This window comes from Paraglaciecola sp. 25GB23A, assembly GCF_040012495.1.
GTDB lineage: Bacteria > Pseudomonadota > Gammaproteobacteria > Enterobacterales > Alteromonadaceae > Paraglaciecola.
In genome coordinates this window covers 233,939-250,323 of sequence record NZ_JBDYKM010000004.1, presented here as the reverse complement: position 1 = coordinate 250,323, position 16,385 = coordinate 233,939, and the positions used below count along the sequence as shown (strand labels likewise).

Sequence of the window (16,385 nt, the reverse complement as noted above, 5' to 3'; positions counted from 1 at the left end):
AGGTCAATTATTGACCTTTGATTTCTTTACGGCCGTTGTAACTTACTGCACTACCAAGGGCTTCTTCAATACGAAGTAATTGGTTGTACTTAGCCACACGATCAGAACGACACAATGAGCCTGTTTTGATTTGGCCTGCAGCAGTACCGACAGCTAAATCCGCAATAGTGGCGTCTTCAGTTTCGCCGCTACGGTGTGAAATAACTACGGTGAAACCAGCAGCTTTAGCCATACGAATAGCTTCTAGGGTTTCAGTTAATGAACCGATTTGGTTGAATTTGATCAGGATAGAGTTACCTACGCCATTATCAATACCGCGTTTTAGGATCTTAGTATTGGTAACAAATAAGTCATCACCGACTAATTGAATTTTACTGCCTATTTTCTTAGTTAAATAAGCCCAGCCATCCCAATCGCTTTCGTCTAGGCCGTCTTCAATAGAAATAATAGGGTATTTTTCACTTAGCTCAGCTAGATAATCGCTGAAACCTTCAGAAGTAAAGACCTTGCCTTCGCCTTTAAGGTCATACTTGCCATCTACATAAAATTCAGAGGCAGCACAATCCATCGCCAGCGTAACGTCTTTGTCCATAACATAACCAGCAGCTTGGATTGCTTGGATAATAACGGTTATCGCTTCTTCGTTAGAGCTTAGGTTAGGGGCAAAACCACCTTCATCACCTACCGCCGTATTGAGGCCTTTCGCACTTAATACTTTTTTTAAGCTGTGGAATATTTCGGCGCCCATGCGCAATGCTTCTTTAAAGTTTGCAGCGCCAACGGGTTGAACCATAAACTCTTGGATATCAACGTTGTTATCAGCATGCTCACCACCATTGATGATATTCATCATTGGTACGGGCATTGAATATTGACCAGCAGTACCGTTTAATTCAGAAATGTGTTGGTAAAGTGGAATTTTTTTATCAATTGCAGCCGCTTTAGCTACCGCAAGTGATACCGCTAGGATTGCGTTTGCACCAAACTTTTCTTTGTTTTCGGTACCATCTAAGGCAATCATAATGCGGTCAATGGCTTCTTGTTCATAAGCAACTTGGCCAATAAGAGCAGTTTGGATGTCGTTGTTAATAGCGGCAACAGCTTTTAATACGCCTTTACCTAAATAACGACTTTTATCACCATCACGCAGCTCTAATGCTTCACGAGAACCGGTTGATGCGCCTGAGGGTGCTGCCGCACGTCCCATTGCGCCTGATTCTAAATATACATCTGCTTCTACTGTGGGGTTACCGCGAGAATCCATGATTTCACGGCCAATAATCTTACTGATCTTTGACATTAACGTTACCTTACTTAGTCTGGATAAAAGTTAAATACCCATGCTCTTTTACTACCCTGCTAAAACGCAAATTTTGAAGGAGTATGGGTACCTTGAGTCTAATCTTTGTAGGTCAAGTAGACTCGTTGTTATTTATATTATTTTAATTATTTTGTTTAAAATACTCGCCCGCCGCTTTTACAAAGCCTTCGAACAATGGATGTCCGTCGCGAGGAGTAGAGTTAAATTCTGGGTGGAACTGACCCGCAATAAACCATGGATGATCTGGTAATTCTATGACTTCCACTAAACGTTTATCAGTAGACAAACCCGTTACTAATAAGCCTTTGGCTTCTAATTCAGCGCGTAATTTGTTGTTTACTTCATAACGGTGTCTGTGGCGTTCATATATTTCATTTGAGCCATATAATTCGTGAACTTTGCTGCCGGGAATTAAATGACAAAGCTGGCTACCCAAACGCATGGTGCCACCGAGATCAGACGATTCATTACGAAGCTCAGTGCTACCATCAGTTTCAAGCCATTCGGTGATTAAACCAACCACAGGGTAGGGGGTTTGTGGGTCAAATTCTGTGCTATTAGCGCCTTCCATGCCAGCTACGTTGCGGGCAAATTCAATCAAAGCCACTTGCATACCTAAACAGATACCAAGGTAGGGGATTTTGTTTTCACGGGCATATTTTGCAGTGGCAATCTTGCCTTCAATACCCCGTTCACCAAAGCCGCCTGGCACTAAAATAGCGTCTAAGTCCTTCAGCAACTGGTCACCTTTGCTTTCAACATCTTGTGAATCAATGTGCTTGATATTGACGGTAAGACGGTTTTTAAGGCCTGCATGTTTAAGTGCTTCATTGACTGATTTGTAAGCATCTGGCAATTCAACATATTTGCCGACCATGCCAATATTGACTTCACCTAAAGGGTTAGATTCAGCAAATAACACTTGCTCCCATTCGGCCAAATCAGCCTCTGGGCAATCATAACCAAAACGTTTTACCACGAGTTCATCCATACCTTGCGCTTTCAGCGCGGCAGGGATTTTATAAATACTGCTAGCATCTTTTAAGGAGATAACTGCTTTATCAGCTACGTTGGTAAACAAGGCTATTTTAGAGCGTTCGTTAGAAGGCAGGGCATTCACTGAACGACACACTAGAATGTCGGGCTGAATACCAATAGAGCGCAATTCTTTAACCGAATGCTGAGTGGGTTTGGTTTTAACTTCACCAGACGCAGGCATATAAGGTACTAAAGTAAGGTGCATGTACATAGAATGTTCACGGCCCACTTCGGTACCTAATTGACGAATGGCTTCTAAGAATGGTTGTGATTCGATGTCACCTACTGTGCCGCCAATTTCTACAATAGCAATATCAACGCCTTCAGCACCAGCAATAATACGGCGTTTAATTTCGTTAGTGATATGCGGAATAACCTGAATAGTGGCACCTAAATAATCACCGCGACGTTCGCGTTTGATGACTTCTTCATACACTCTGCCGGTAGTGAAGTTATTACGTTTAGTCATTCGGGTACGAATAAAACGTTCATAGTGACCTAAATCTAAATCGGTTTCGGCACCGTCATCGGTCACAAATACTTCACCATGTTGAATCGGACTCATGGTTCCGGGGTCAACATTAATATAGGGGTCAAGTTTGAGCATGGTGACACGCAGGCCACGTGCTTCTAGAATTGCAGCCAATGATGCAGCAGCAATACCTTTACCAAGTGATGAAACAACACCACCTGTGACGAAAATATAGTTTGTCATGAGAACCCTAAGGCGTTGGAGTTTAAAAGATTTTTACTTTTTTGGGGCACGGGATAGCACAATGTTGCTGATCCTTAATTTTGCAGCCCCAGACGGGCAAATAGTATACTTAAAAGCGGGCTATCTCACAATTTAAAAGCGCGGATAAATCGAAATAAAACTATTTATTGCTGGCTCAGTGCAATCTGGCCGTCGCGCGCGATGGTACTATGCATCAGTGCATGTTCCAGTGAGATGGCGCTTTGTCAAAGCTAGTAGCTCGCAGCTCCTGACTCGCAGCTGCTCTACTCTTCTGCTAAACGTTTAAGTTGATACAAATAATCAAGGGCAAGCTTGGGCGTCAACTCGTCTGGATTGATGTTCTGTAAGGCCAAACGTAGTTCATCACTTTGGCTGAGCATGTCGAGCTGTTTAGTGGTTCTAGTGGGTGTCTCGATCGTTACCGCAGTGTTATTTTCTAACTCATGTAGCTTGAGTTTAGCTTGTTTGATCACCGCTTTGGGTACACCAGCTAATTGAGCAACTTGTAAGCCATAACTTTTATTGGCCGCGCCCTCTTGTACCGCATGCATAAAACGAATGTTATCGTCGTGCTCAACCGCGTCTAAATGCACATTAGCCAACTCAGGCATGGCTTGGGCTAGGTGGGTTAATTCAAAGTAATGGGTGGCAAACAAAGTATAAGATTGCAACTGTTGGGCAAGATAAGCGGCGCAAGCCCAAGCCAGCGATAGGCCATCATAAGTGCTAGTGCCGCGGCCTATTTCATCCATTAAGACTAAACTATTTGAGGTGGCATTATTGAGGATGTTGGCGGTTTCGGTCATTTCTACCATAAAGGTCGAACGGCCAGAGGCCAAGTCGTCAGAGGCACCAATACGGGTGAAAATGCGATCGATTGGGCCAATTTGGGCATTTTCAGCCGGCACAAAACTGCCAATATAGGCCATCAATACGATTAAGGCGGTTTGACGCATATAAGTGGATTTACCGCCCATATTCGGACCGGTAATGATTAACATACGCCGCTTTGGATTAATCGCAATGGGGTTGGCAATAAACGGTGTTTTCATCACTTGTTCAACCACCGGATGGCGGCCTTGATCAAAATAAATCCCGCTTTGGGTGCTCAAGCTAGGGCAGTGATAATCGAGGGTATCGGCTCGCTCAGCTAAGTTAGTTAATACATCAAGCTCGGCCAAAGCATCAGCACTTTGCATTAAGCGATCAAGTTCAGGTAACAGTAGGTCAAATAGCTCGTCATATAAGCGTTTTTCGAGGGCCAAAGAACGGCTTTGACTGGTCAATACCTTGTCTTCGTGGGCTTTTAATTCGGCCACAATAAAGCGCTCATTGTTTTTTAGCGTTTGGCGGCGAATATAGTCAGCAGGCACTAAGTGAGCTGAGCTGCGACTAACTTCGATGAAAAAGCCATGGACGCGGTTATATCCCACCTTTAGGCTGGATATACCGGTGCGCTCTTTTTCACGCTGTTCTAATTCATCTAAATAATCAGTTGCGCCTTGGGATAGCGCACGTAGTTCATCTAATTCTGGGTTGTAACCAGTTTTAATCACCCCGCCATCGCGAATTAACACGGGCGGTGACTCCTCAATGGCGGCCTCAAGTAAGTCCGCAAATTGTGGAAATTGGCTAATGTCTGTGGCCAATTGCATTAAACCCACATTGGCAACTTGCGCCGACTCTTCACTAACAAAGCTTTGAATATCAGGAAGTAGTTGGAAAGCTTGACGTAAACGAGTGAAATCTCTAGGTCTGGCTGAGCGCAAGGCTAAACGAGCCAAAACTCGCTGCATATCACCTACTTGTTTCAGCAGTTTTTGCAGCTGTGGATAGTCTGTATTAAGTAAAGACTTAATATTGTTTTGCCGGGTTTGAAGCTTTTTTATATTGGTTAGCGGGCGATGCAACCAACGTTGCAATAAACGACTACCCATGGGCGTAGAGGTATTATCTAATACACTGGCTAAGGTGTGTTCTCGTCCACCTGCTAGGTTTTGCGTTAGCTCTAAATTTTTGCGGGTGGCAGCGTCCATCAAGACCGTATCACTGGCCACTTCAACTTCAATTTTACGAATATGGGGCAGGGCGGCGCGCTGGGTATCTTTAACATATTGCATCACGCAACCTGCGGCACACAGAGCGGTTTGACTGTTATTTACGCCAAAACCAGTGAGCTCTTTGGTAGCAAATTGCTGGTTAAGCAGGGTAACAGCGGTGTCGTAATCAAACTCCCATTGTGGGCGTCGACGTAAACCTTTGCGTGAATCAATTAAAGATAAATGGCTAAAATTTTCTGGATAGAGTAATTCAACTGGATTAGTGCGCTGTATTTCCGCCGCTAAGGCCTCGAGATCCTGTGGTTCACAAATAGCAAAACGTCCGGTGGTCACATCTAAAGTGGCATAGCCAAAATACTCTTTTTGTGCTTGTTTGACTGCCACAATGGCCGCCAAGATATTATCTTGTTTGTCTTCTAGTAAGGCTTCGTCAGATACGGTACCTGGCGTAACGATGCGCTGTACTTGACGTTCTACCGGACCCTTGCTGGTGGCCGGATCGCCAATTTGTTCAACAATAGCCACAGATTGGCCCATTTTCACCAGACGCGCCAAATAGTTTTCTACAGCATGATAGGGCACACCAGCCATGGGTATGGCATTACCACCGGACTTGCCACGAGCGGTTAATGAAATGTCGAGTAGTTCAGCGGCTTTTTTGGCGTCATCAAAAAACAATTCATAAAAATCACCCATGCGGTAAAACAGCAAAATATCGGGGTGCTGAGCTTTGATACTCAAATATTGTTGCATCATTGGGGTGTGGGTTTGCAAGGCTGGACTGATTTGCTCTTGCTCTGAAGTTTTATTCAACGCCATAATACGAATACTTTCTTAATGTTAAGGGATAAATACTAAGCATTTATCCACTGACTAGTGACTTAGGCTGACTACATGAATCTTGAAATTGACCAACTCTCTCATTTGTTGGGCCAAAAATTACTTGCCAAAAACTGGACTATAAGCTGTGCAGAATCCTGCACCGGAGGTGGAATAGGATACGCTATCACTGCTATTTCTGGAAGTTCAACTTGGTTTAAACAGGGTATCATTAGCTATTCCAATGAGGCAAAACAGCAGCTGTTGGGTGTGTCTGCTCAGACCTTAGACAATTTTGGTGCTGTCTCGCTAGAAACCGTAAAAGAAATGGCCCAAGGTGCCGCCAAAATAGCCCAAGCTCAAGTAGCCATTTCAGTCAGCGGCATTGCCGGCCCAGATGGCGGAACCAAGCAAAAGCCAGTAGGCACCGTGTGTTTTGGTTTTTATGTCGATGGCCAAATCACCTGCGTGCAGCAGCTGTTTAAAGGCGACAGACAACAGGTTCGTTTGAAGTCAATTGAGTTTGCTTTATCGAAGGTACTAGGGTTGGTTAGAAACTAGCAAGAGCAAGAGCCAAAGCATTTAACCACAGAGTTCACAGAGGTTTCTGTTGTAGGAGGTCCCGGTAACCGGGAGCTCCTACAAGGGGTCACTTGTAGGAGCTGCTTCAGCTGCGAAGCTTTTAGTTGGTATTGATAATTGGAAATTTGCTGTGAAATCAACATCTGCGGTTGATTTGTTCGTCCCTAAAGGAACTCCTACACGGTGAGATGCACTTGTAGGAGTTTGCTCCCCAACGGAGTTGCCGTAACGGATGTTATCAGCTGCGAAGCTTTTAATTGCTAATTGATAATTGGAAATTTGCTGTGAAATCAACATCTGCGGTTGATTTTTCGTCCCTGAACAACTCCGTTGGGGCAACGCCGGTTACCGGGAACTCCTACAAGGGGGATGTACTTGTAGGAGCTGCTTCAGCTGCGAAGCTTTTAATTGGTATTGATAATTGGAAATTTGCTGTGAAATCAACATTTGTGGTTGATTTGTTCGTCCCTGAACAACTCCGTTGGGGCAACGCCGGTTACCGGGAACTCCTACAAGGGGGATGTACTTGTAGGAGCTGCTTTAGCTGCGAAGCTTTTAATTGGTATTGATAATTGGAAATTTGCTGTGAAATTAACATCGGTGGTTGATTTTTCGTCCCTGAACAACTCCGTTGGGGCAACGCCGGTTACCGGGAACTCCTACAAGGTGGGATGCACTTGTAGGAGCTGCTTCAGCTGCGAAGCTTTTAATTGGTATTGATAATTGGACATTTGCTTTGAAATCAACATCGGTGGTTGATTTTTCGTCCCTGAACAACGCCGGTTACCGGGAACTCCTACAAGGGGGGATTTGGCATTTAACCCTCTGACTCAATAATGGCTATCCATTGTGGCCATATGCCGAGTTGGCCAATGATCAGTTTGATACATACCAGTAGAGGCACGGCGAGTAATACACCGACTGCACCCCATAACCAGCCCCAAATAATTAACCAAAGCATGACGATTAATGGGTTTAAACGCATCTTGTGACCTAACACTGTGGGAGTAACTACCTGTGATTCAACAAGGTTAAGGACCAAATAGGTGAGCGGCGGTAATAGTGCCAACGCTTCGATACCATATTGGGTTAAACCGGCGAGGGATAAAATACCAAAGCAGATGACACTGCCCACATAAGGAATAAAATTAAGTAAGGCAGCTAATACTCCCCACAACAAGGCATCTTCAACGCCCAAAATCTTTAATGCTATCGCAGTACAGGCCCCTAAACCTGCATTTATTAGGCTAATGGTGCCAATATAACGCGACAACTCGGTTTGTATTGTGGTTGCTAAATGAATGGCTTGTTGCTCGCTGTGCGCATTTTTTAAGCCAAGCACATAGGCATGAAATAACCCCGGGCCAAATATGAGCAAAAACAAAATAAGGACTAAACCTGTTAATAGTTGGGCAATCATCAAGGGGGCTGCTGCTAACATATTAACCAGTACTTCTAGCCCGCCTTGCTTAATGCGCTCTGTTACCATATTTTGTTCAGGATCTTGTGCTTCGACCGGCTCATCATCAAACCAGCCAAAAAAACTAAAACCATTGCTCTGTTCCTTGGGAGGAGGCTTAACGACCGGCTTACCTCCACTCTGAATCGCCGAGTTAATCGAGTCTATTTGTTCATCCAGAACATTTGATAATTCGGGCAACAATTGTGCCCATTTTTGCACTGGCTGCGCCAATTGAACGCCCAAAAAACTAAATGGAGCAAACAGCAAAGTAACCAAGACCAAGGCAGAAATAACCCGTGGCACATGGGCCCGCCTAAATAAGGTAACCAGCGGACTGAGCAGTAAAGCCAATAAAAAGGTAACGATTAAGGTGAGCAACAAGGTTTTAGCAAAATACAGGGTATACAATAGTCCCAGCACAACCAGCCAATTTAAGGCCCTTATCTTGGTTGATGAGCGTGGTAAATTATCTTGGTTTGCCTGCGACTGATGCGGTGATTCTGACATTGTGTTTCAAATCCTAGTTTTGCTTACAAAAAGGGTAGGCTGTCGAACAAAGCTCAATTTATAACAGAAAGTATGTTTACACAGCTTAAATTGGTAAAAGTACATCAAAATACATGCCGCTTTAATACAAGCCATATTTTATTCGTTACTGCACGGCGTTACTTGCTCAGTAGACAGTTTTTGGGCGATTCAGTGTTTACGCTAATTGAGTGAATACAGTATAAATTACACAACAGTGTGTAATAAGGTTGAACATTAGGGCAACGAGTCTCATATAGTCACTACGAAGATTAATATTTTAAATCTGGGCAACAAATTATTTTTATGAATTTAAATAAAATTTATGGGTGTTTTGCCCGTGAGTTCGCAAAGCTGTTTTATTTTAAATGCTTAAATTTTGCCCAAGTGGAGAAAAATTTACTAAACTCTCTTGTAACTGTATAACCATACAGTATACTTCGCATATAAATTAAGAATAACAAAACAAACCTTAATCAGTTTGTTCACTAGACAGCAGCAAGGATTTCTTATGGATGACAATAAAAGTAAAGCGTTAACCGCGGCCTTAGGTCAAATTGAAAAGCAATTTGGTAAAGGCGCCATTATGCGCTTAGGCGATAATAATGCCTTGGATATTGATACGATATCCACCGGTTCATTGACTATTGATATTGCCCTTGGCATAGGTGGTTTACCCTGTGGTCGTGTTGTTGAAATATATGGTCCAGAATCATCAGGTAAAACCACATTAACCTTACAAGTTATAGCAGAAGCGCAAAAAGCCGGTAAAACCTGTGCATTCGTAGATGCTGAACATGCTCTTGATCCGCAATATGCCAAAGCCTTGGGCGTGAATATTGATGATTTATTGGTATCACAACCTGATACGGGTGAGCAGGCTCTAGAAATCTGTGACATGTTAGTGCGCTCTAGTGCCGTTGACGTGGTCATTATTGACTCAGTTGCCGCCTTGACACCTAAGGCTGAAATTGAGGGTGACATGGGTGATTCTCACATGGGTTTGCAAGCCCGTTTGATGTCTCAAGCCTTACGTAAGTTGACGGCCAATATTAAACGTTCTAATACCTTGGTCATTTTCATTAACCAAATTCGTATGAAAATTGGTGTGATGTTTGGTTCACCTGAAACCACAACTGGTGGTAATGCTTTAAAGTTTTATGCCTCTGTACGCTTAGACATCCGTCGTATTGGTTCGATTAAAGAAGGTGATGAGATAGTCGGCAGTGAAACACGGGTAAAAGTAGTAAAAAATAAAGTGGCGCCGCCCTTTAAACAAGCCGAATTCCAAATCATGTACGGGCAAGGTATATGCAAAGAGGCTGAATTAATTGATTTAGGTGTACAACAAAAAATGGTTGAAAAAGCCGGCTCTTGGTACAGCTACAAAGGTGAACGTATTGGTCAAGGTAAATCCAACGTCATCAAGTTCCTTAAAGAAAACGTTGCGATGGCTAACGATATTGAAAAACGTTTGCGTGAAGAGCTATTGTTATCTAAAACCATTAAACCAGAAGCACCCGCACCAGCGGTTGAAGCTGACGCATAGTCATACTTTTTAGCGTAATGCTGTCTTTGCCTCACCTACGGTGGGGCTTTTTTGTTGCAGTACTGCCCCCCCCCCTTTGTAGGAGTTCCCGGTAACCGGCGTTGTTCAGGGACGAACAAATCAACAACAGATTTTGACCCCACAACCAATAACCATTTATCAACATCTGTTGAATATTCCAAATAAAAGCTTCGCAGCTGATAACATCCGTTACGGCAACTCCGTTGGGGAGCAAACTCCTACAAATGCCTTCCTTGTAGGAGTTCCTTTAGGGACGAACAAATCAACAACAGATGTTGACTCCACAACCAATAACCATTTATCAACATCTGTTGAATATTTTAAATAAAAGCTTCGCAGCTAATAACATCCGTTACGGTCGTATCGGTCACCGGCAGCCCCTACGACATCAAACAATCTTCGATACTTTGCCAAAATCTTTTGCCCAGCTATCGGGGAACTTGCCTTGTAATACGTATGAGAAGGCGATGAGTTCGGCGATGATGTGATAAAGCTGATCGGGTATTTCTTGGCCTAAATCGAGGGTGGCTAGGAAATCACTTAAATAGGGGTCTTCATGCACTAAAACGCCGTTTTGTTTGGCTAGGTCGACAATCTCTTGTGCTAGATCACCAAATCCTTTTGCGATAACGGTAGGCGTCGCCGACGCTTCTCCTTGTTGATACTTAAGAGCAACTGCACTTTTGTTTTTCGCTTTTTCAGTCAATTTTAACTCCTGATTTCTTAACAGCTTAGGCTTTGGCCATAAAGATATGGTAGGGCCGTTCATCCAGTGTTTGCGGTATTTTGCCCAATTGACACTGGCTTTTAGTGATTTCAATACCAAGTGACGCAAGACGTTTTTTCAGTAAGGGCATAAAGTTCATTACTTGATGTTTCACCGGATCATTAGAGGCGTAAAAGTCAATTTCAACATGATCTGGTCGTAGTTTGGCTTTAGTCAGTAATTCACCCAGTTCGCCCACACTTAACTTCATGGTCAATTGCCATGACTTTGTTGCATTGGCGTCTTGTTGAGCTTCTTGTTTATTTTGTTCTTCACGTTTAATCAGTAACTCAATATTATTAAACTTATCGCCAAACATGCTCGGTAGGTTGTAATAAAAAGTATCTTGCCCTTGTAAAAGTTTTTCAGCGTTGACTAGTTTGCTACTTTGATGATCAGCCAGTAGGCGAGAAATTTCGCGCATGAGCTGGCCTCGTTGCTCCAGTTGCGCAAATTCTTGCATCGCCTTTACAGGATTGGCGGTGGTTTCTCCTTTGCTTGGCTCGCTGAAAATAGACGGCAATATTTGCGCTAATCGCTCGGCCTGACTTGGTTGGCTGCGTATTAAACGTGAGGCCAATGAGACCTGTAATAATGTCACTAAACCGGCGAGTAAGCCCTGACTAGTAGGCGGGCTAATCAATTGCACGGCTGTTAAAGATAGCGGCGGTGCACTGATTAATTGTTTGATTCGACTGGCATCTTGCTCATTACCTTGTGGCACTGCCTGTTGTAAATCTTGCACAATTTGCTTAACCCAGGTTTGAGTCGCTGGCTCTGTAAGGGTATTGCTGGTAACAGGTAGATTTAATGCCTTATCAATATTAGCTAGAACGATGCTGGGTAATTCTGCTTTTGGCTGAGACAAACGTAATAGATTTTGCAATAAGGCAAGCTGTGCTGGTTTGTTGCTTAATAAGTCAGGCGTGACAAGGGTGTTTACATTGGGTTTTATCTGCTCACTATTGTTGGCCGTTTTGAATTCAGGCAAGGAAACTGGATAGCCTTTTACCAAGGGGGGGCCGGCATTAACCGCTGTTGCTGATTCACTGTTACCACTAGAGGGCTTAGTTAATGGGGCAGCGGTGGCCACACTGGGTTCGATAGCTGGGCTAGATAGCTTGCTAGCCAAGTTTATTAAAGCGCTCAGTATATTTTTAGAATTAACTAACGGTGCCTCAGTTGCCAGTGTTTGTTTTACTATTTTAGGCGCTAAATTACTTTCGTTGTTTTGCCCCTGACTGACTAGCGGGTTTATTTTTGTGTTTGTGGCATCGCTTGATTTAAGGTTTGATTCATTAACTTGCCCTTGACCAACAGGCTTTAAATTAGCCAAAGTCTGGTCCACTTGAGATTGAGCCCTTACTTGGCTCAAAGTGACTAACTTTAAGGGGATTAAACTTTCTAACTGCGAGAGCGAAAGAGGTAAGTTAGCTACTAGTTTAGGATGCTGAACTTGTAAGGTGTTTTCACCTGATTGGCGCATTTGTAAGCTTATTTTTTCTGGTAGTAAGTTGAGCACTTGGTTTAGTAAAGCCTGATTACTTGTTGTATTGCTTTGACTCAACTGAGTGATAAAGGTCTTTAATGGCAAAGTAATATCAATATTATGTTTGCTGGCTTGTTGCTGTAACAGTGTTTTAATCAACTCACTGGCGACCTCTGGGGCTAATGCCACTTTGATGCTTGCAGCTGGGTTATTTGAATTTAGCGGCATAGCTTGGAGTTTAGCTGGTGGGTCGCTGCGCAATATCGTGGGCTCTGCCAAAAGTGGTTTTGTACCTGAAACTTCAGGCTTAGCTTGGTTACTTAAAATAACGTGATCGGCAGCATTGGCTCGTATGGCTGGGTTTTTATCTGTCACACTTACGTTGACCTGCCAGTTTTTGCCCTTTGTCAGTAACTCAATAATAACAGCGTCACCTTTTTGCACATTACTACTTTGACTCACAGGGATTGTCAGCAGTGGGCCTGGCTTAGATGTATCTAATTTAATCTCCAATTGTTTGTTTGCTTGTTCGCTTGCAGTGATACCAGTAATAATACCCTGCAAAACAGCAAATAGATTAGCCGTTTTAGGGTTTAGCTCTGTGCCTAAACTGATTTTATTTTGGGTAAAAAGCTGGCTTAATTGAGCGGCTGGCAATTTTAACAGGGCTTGGATTAGCTCATCTGAAACGGGCAGTTTAGTTTGCTCAGCCCCTTTTGTATTAGTGAAGAACTGTAATAGATTGAGCGTCTCTTGACTGAGCTTTACTTGATAATTTTGCCCACTATTGATTCTTCCTTGTAAATTAGTGGTGGGTAATAAAGTCGTTTTAATTTGGTCACTAAGGGCTGGACTTAAACTTATTAACTTACCTTCAAGTTGTTGAACCACTACTTCAATCGCTTGACGTGCGACAGCCGAATTGGGCGCTGCTTTTAGCAGTTCAGTTAAGGCTTGATTTAATTGGACATTAGTATTTAAAGGTATATCTGTCATAACAGCGCTATCGGCCAAAATTCAGATTTATTAACTAACGCTAAACGTTATCGCATAAACCAACAAGACTTTATTCCATATTGTCTATTTTATTTGGTCTAAAAGTACAATTTTCTGTTACAAATAGACCTGTATTATAGCCAACAAATTGCTATCACTTGGTAGGTATCGTTAAGTCACTATGCTATCATCGCGGGGTTTTAGTATTGATCGATTAAGGGTTATTTTGGGTGTTTTGAGTGCACATAATTTATCACTGGTAAAGAACGACAGGTTGTTGTTTGATAAGGTGAATTTCTCCCTTGACGCCCATGGTCTATTGTATGTAAAAGGCCCCAATGGTGCGGGCAAAACGAGCCTTCTTAGAGCGCTCATTGGTTTGCATGAAATCGAGCAAGGTGAAGTGCATTTTTTACAGGCAAATGTGCTGGATTGTAAAACTCTGTTTCACCAAAATTTAGTCTACTTTGGTCATAAACTGGGTCTTAATTTGCGCCTTAGTGCCACTGAGAACTTAGACTTTTGGTGTAAACAACAAGAGCAAATATGCTCCATTGATACAATATACAGTGTCTTGACTCAGCTTAACTTAGTTGGTTTAGAAGATATCCCAGTAGCGCACTTATCGGCGGGGCAGCAACGACGTGTCGCCTTAGCGCGCTTTTGGCTTAAAGAGAGTGCCTGTTTGTGGGTCCTTGATGAACCATTTACGGCGCTAGACAGTAATGGTATTGACTTGTTGACTGAAAAAATTCTGAGTTTTTTAAGCAGTGGTGGGGCAGTTGTGATGACCTCGCATCAAGAATTATTATTTAATTATCCTAAGCAAGAGCTGGTGTTGGAGTACCGTATTTAATGTCTCCGATAATTGCTTTATTTAAGCGTGATTTAATATTGGCCTATCATAATCGGGCCGAACTCATGCAACCTATGATGTTTTTTATGTTGGTCATCAGCTTATTTCCTTTGGCAGTGGGACCTAATGCCGCCACCTTAAAAATAATCGGGCCAGGCGTTATCTGGGTAGCAGCCATTTTGTCGTCACTGCTTGGACTTGAACGACTTTTTCGTGATGATTTTCAGGATGGCTCTTTAGAGCAAATGATTTTATCAACCACGCCGTTACCAGCGATAGCGTTGGTTAAGGTGGCAACACATTGGCTCACTAGTATTTTGCCCTTAATTTGTTTGTCACCTCTGTTAGCGGTGTTTTTACATTTAAATGAAGCGATGTATTGGGCCTTACTAGTGACCTTATTATTAGGCACACCATTGTTGAGTTTGATTGGTGCTATCGCGGTCGCCTTAACGGTAGGTTTGAATAGAGGTGGGGTGCTGCTGGCCTTGTTACTGGTACCTATTTTTATACCATTGTTGATTTTTGCGACTTCAGCGGTCGATGCCGCAGCCATGGAATTACCGTATACTGCGCAATTAGCCTTTATTGCAGCGATGTTATTGTTTGCTTTTGCCTTGGCTCCTTTTGCCATTGCATACGCCTTAAAAGTGAGTCAGAACTAATGTGGAAGTGGTTACACCCTTACGCTAAACCAGAACGAAGCTACCAGCTTTGCCAAACATTACTGCCATGGTTTGCTGTCCTAGGAGGTTTGAGTTTATTTGTTGGTACGATGTGGGGGTTAGCCTTTGCTCCGGCAGATTACCAGCAGGGTGACGCTTTTCGGATTATTTATATCCATGTGCCCAGTGCTATTTTGTCCAAGAGTTTGTATTGCACTATGGCGATAGCCGCGTTTGTAGGCTTGGTTTGGCAAGTCAAAACTGCGTTTATGGCGATGGTTGCAGTAGCACCAGTGGGGGCGATGGTGACCTTTGTATCGCTCATTACGGGCGCGGCTTGGGGTAAGCCCATGTGGGGCACTTGGTGGGAATGGGATGCCAGAATGACCTCACAACTCATTCTATTGTTTTTGTTTGTTGGCGTAATGTCACTGTACAAATCATTTGAAGATGCTCAACAAGGTGGTAAAGCCGCCGGTGTGATGGCCATGGTAGGTATCATCAATTTACCTATCATCCATTATTCAGTGGAGTGGTGGAATTCACTACATCAAGGCGCCACAATCCTTAAAATGGGTAAACCTTCGATGGCGCCAGACATGTTGTGGCCTTTATTACTGTGTATTGTCAGTTGGGTGTTAGTCAGTAGTGCGATCTTTTTATTACGTTTGCAAAATGAAATTGTGCGTCGCGAAATTAAGCGTCCATGGGTGGTTGAACTTGCCTTGCAAAATAGCAAGCAACAAGCGCCGAATAATATGTCAACGGATAGAGGTTAAGTAACATGCACTTTGCCAGTATGAATGAATTTGTAGCCATGGGTGGCTATGGATTATACGTGTGGTTGTCTTTTGGTTTAGGTTTGCTCAGTGTGGCAATCTTGTGGTTGTCGTCATGGTCAACAAAAAAACGTTTATTTAAGCAGGTGCTAAGGGAACAAGTGCGACAACAGCGTATCCAACAAGCTAAACAACAGCCCGTTAAACCCTAATTGAAGCAGAATTAATGATGAATCCCAGACGACAAAAACGGTTATTAGTGGTATCGGCCATCGTATTAGTACTCAGTGGAGCTATTGGTATGACGCTCTACGCTTTAAGTCAAAGTATCGATTTATTCTACACCCCATCAGAAATATTTGAAGGCAAGGACGGTAATGTGCCGCAAGTTGGGCAGCGTCTTAGAATTGGCGGAATGGTGGTGCCAGGTAGTGTTAAACGTAATCAAGAATCCCTTGCAGTTAGTTTTGATTTAGTCGATACCGGGCCTAGTGTGACCGTTAGTTATCACGGGATTTTACCTGACCTATTCAGAGAGGGCCAGGGGATTGTTGCTACTGGAATATTGACCGAAAGTAATCATATTGAAGCGCACGAAGTATTAGCCAAACATGATGAAGAGTATATGCCACCGGAGCTGGCTGAAAAAATGAAAGGAATAAAACACATCAAGCCGAATAATGCCAGTTATGGCGAAAAAACCAGTGTTAATTGAGGTCGT

General features: G+C 43.2%; 13 protein-coding genes. 7 read left to right on the top strand and 6 right to left on the bottom strand.

The features are described 5' to 3' along the window. Positions 1–7: 7 nt before the first annotated feature. The 3 genes from eno to mutS all read right to left on the bottom strand — a co-directional run bounded on the left by eno (position 8) and on the right by mutS (position 5,974). Positions 8–1,300 (bottom strand): phosphopyruvate hydratase, encoded by a 1,293-nt coding sequence (gene eno, locus ABKW31_RS10260; protein WP_348616248.1) that lies wholly within the window; start codon positions 1,298–1,300, stop codon positions 8–10. 142 nt (positions 1,301–1,442) lie between these two features. Further along, a complete protein-coding gene (locus ABKW31_RS10255) occupies positions 1,443–3,074 on the bottom strand; it encodes a CTP synthase (RefSeq protein WP_348616247.1) in 1,632 nt (543 codons plus the stop codon). 284 nt (positions 3,075–3,358) lie between these two features. Next, entirely contained in the window at positions 3,359–5,974 is a 2,616-nt protein-coding gene (gene mutS / locus ABKW31_RS10250) for a DNA mismatch repair protein MutS (RefSeq protein WP_348616246.1), read from the bottom strand. A 75-nt stretch (positions 5,975–6,049) separates the two neighbouring features. On the opposite strand from mutS, the gene ABKW31_RS10245 reads away from it, so the two are divergent. Continuing rightward, on the top strand, positions 6,050–6,535 hold the full coding sequence (locus ABKW31_RS10245) for a nicotinamide-nucleotide amidohydrolase family protein (RefSeq protein WP_348616245.1): 486 nt from the start codon (positions 6,050–6,052) through the stop codon (positions 6,533–6,535). 838 nt (positions 6,536–7,373) lie between these two features. Here ABKW31_RS10245 and ABKW31_RS10240 read toward each other — a convergent pair. Continuing rightward, positions 7,374–8,525 carry an AI-2E family transporter gene (locus tag ABKW31_RS10240; RefSeq protein WP_348616244.1) on the bottom strand — a complete coding sequence of 384 codons (1,152 nt, stop codon included), beginning with the start codon at positions 8,523–8,525 and terminating at the stop codon, positions 7,374–7,376. 529 nt (positions 8,526–9,054) lie between these two features. Here ABKW31_RS10240 and recA point away from each other — a divergent pair. Then, the gene (gene recA, locus ABKW31_RS10235; RefSeq protein ID WP_348616243.1) at positions 9,055–10,092 is read left to right on the top strand and encodes a recombinase RecA; all 1,038 of its coding nucleotides are present in this window, start codon (positions 9,055–9,057) and stop codon (positions 10,090–10,092) included. Positions 10,093–10,501: 409 nt separating this feature from the next. On the opposite strand, the gene ABKW31_RS10230 is transcribed toward recA, so the two are convergent. Together ABKW31_RS10230 and ABKW31_RS10225 are read right to left on the bottom strand one after the other, a co-directional pair. Next, positions 10,502–10,819, bottom strand: a complete 318-nt coding sequence (locus ABKW31_RS10230) for an EscU/YscU/HrcU family type III secretion system export apparatus switch protein (RefSeq protein ID WP_348616242.1) — start codon at positions 10,817–10,819, stop codon at positions 10,502–10,504. Positions 10,820–10,844: 25 nt separating this feature from the next. Next, on the bottom strand, positions 10,845–13,364 hold the full coding sequence (locus ABKW31_RS10225; RefSeq protein WP_348616241.1) for a flagellar hook-length control protein FliK: 2,520 nt from the start codon (positions 13,362–13,364) through the stop codon (positions 10,845–10,847). A 235-nt stretch (positions 13,365–13,599) separates the two neighbouring features. Here ABKW31_RS10225 and ccmA point away from each other — a divergent pair, with 235 nt between their 5' ends. The 5 genes from ccmA to ccmE are packed head-to-tail and all read left to right on the top strand — an operon-like array spanning position 13,600 to position 16,379. After that, the gene (ccmA, locus tag ABKW31_RS10220; protein ID WP_348616240.1) at positions 13,600–14,220 is read left to right on the top strand and encodes a cytochrome c biogenesis heme-transporting ATPase CcmA; all 621 of its coding nucleotides are present in this window, start codon (positions 13,600–13,602) and stop codon (positions 14,218–14,220) included. Then, on the top strand, positions 14,220–14,885 hold the full coding sequence (ccmB, locus tag ABKW31_RS10215) for a heme exporter protein CcmB (protein WP_348616239.1): 666 nt from the start codon (positions 14,220–14,222) through the stop codon (positions 14,883–14,885). The genes ccmA and ccmB overlap by 1 nt, the downstream gene beginning before the upstream one ends. Continuing rightward, on the top strand, positions 14,885–15,664 hold the full coding sequence (locus ABKW31_RS10210; protein ID WP_348616238.1) for a heme ABC transporter permease: 780 nt from the start codon (positions 14,885–14,887) through the stop codon (positions 15,662–15,664). Before ccmB ends, ABKW31_RS10210 begins: the two co-directional genes overlap by 1 nt. 5 nt (positions 15,665–15,669) lie before the next feature. Then, positions 15,670–15,876 carry a heme exporter protein CcmD gene (ccmD, locus tag ABKW31_RS10205; RefSeq protein ID WP_348616237.1) on the top strand — a complete coding sequence of 69 codons (207 nt, stop codon included), beginning with the start codon at positions 15,670–15,672 and terminating at the stop codon, positions 15,874–15,876. A 17-nt stretch (positions 15,877–15,893) separates the two neighbouring features. Further along, positions 15,894–16,379, top strand: coding sequence for a cytochrome c maturation protein CcmE (gene ccmE, locus ABKW31_RS10200; RefSeq protein WP_348616282.1), 486 nt, complete (start codon positions 15,894–15,896; stop codon positions 16,377–16,379). Positions 16,380–16,385: the final 6 nt, after the last annotated feature.

What these genes read in the sequence shown, in the direction of transcription:
- ABKW31_RS10245 (WP_348616245.1), top strand. Translation starts at nt 6,050, where the DNA reads ATGAATCTTGAAATTGACCAACTCTCTCATTTGTTGGGCCAAAAATTA.
- ABKW31_RS10210 (WP_348616238.1), top strand. Translation starts at nt 14,885, where the DNA reads ATGTGGAAGTGGTTACACCCTTACGCTAAACCAGAACGAAGCTACCAG.
- eno (WP_348616248.1), bottom strand. Translation starts at nt 1,300, where the DNA reads ATGTCAAAGATCAGTAAGATTATTGGCCGTGAAATCATGGATTCTCGC.
- ccmB (WP_348616239.1), top strand. Translation starts at nt 14,220, where the DNA reads ATGTCTCCGATAATTGCTTTATTTAAGCGTGATTTAATATTGGCCTAT.
- ABKW31_RS10240 (WP_348616244.1), bottom strand. Translation starts at nt 8,525, where the DNA reads ATGTCAGAATCACCGCATCAGTCGCAGGCAAACCAAGATAATTTACCA.
- recA (WP_348616243.1), top strand. Translation starts at nt 9,055, where the DNA reads ATGGATGACAATAAAAGTAAAGCGTTAACCGCGGCCTTAGGTCAAATT.
- ABKW31_RS10255 (WP_348616247.1), bottom strand. Translation starts at nt 3,074, where the DNA reads ATGACAAACTATATTTTCGTCACAGGTGGTGTTGTTTCATCACTTGGT.
- ABKW31_RS10225 (WP_348616241.1), bottom strand. Translation starts at nt 13,364, where the DNA reads ATGACAGATATACCTTTAAATACTAATGTCCAATTAAATCAAGCCTTA.
- ccmD (WP_348616237.1), top strand. Translation starts at nt 15,670, where the DNA reads ATGCACTTTGCCAGTATGAATGAATTTGTAGCCATGGGTGGCTATGGA.
- mutS (WP_348616246.1), bottom strand. Translation starts at nt 5,974, where the DNA reads ATGGCGTTGAATAAAACTTCAGAGCAAGAGCAAATCAGTCCAGCCTTG.
- ccmE (WP_348616282.1), top strand. Translation starts at nt 15,894, where the DNA reads ATGAATCCCAGACGACAAAAACGGTTATTAGTGGTATCGGCCATCGTA.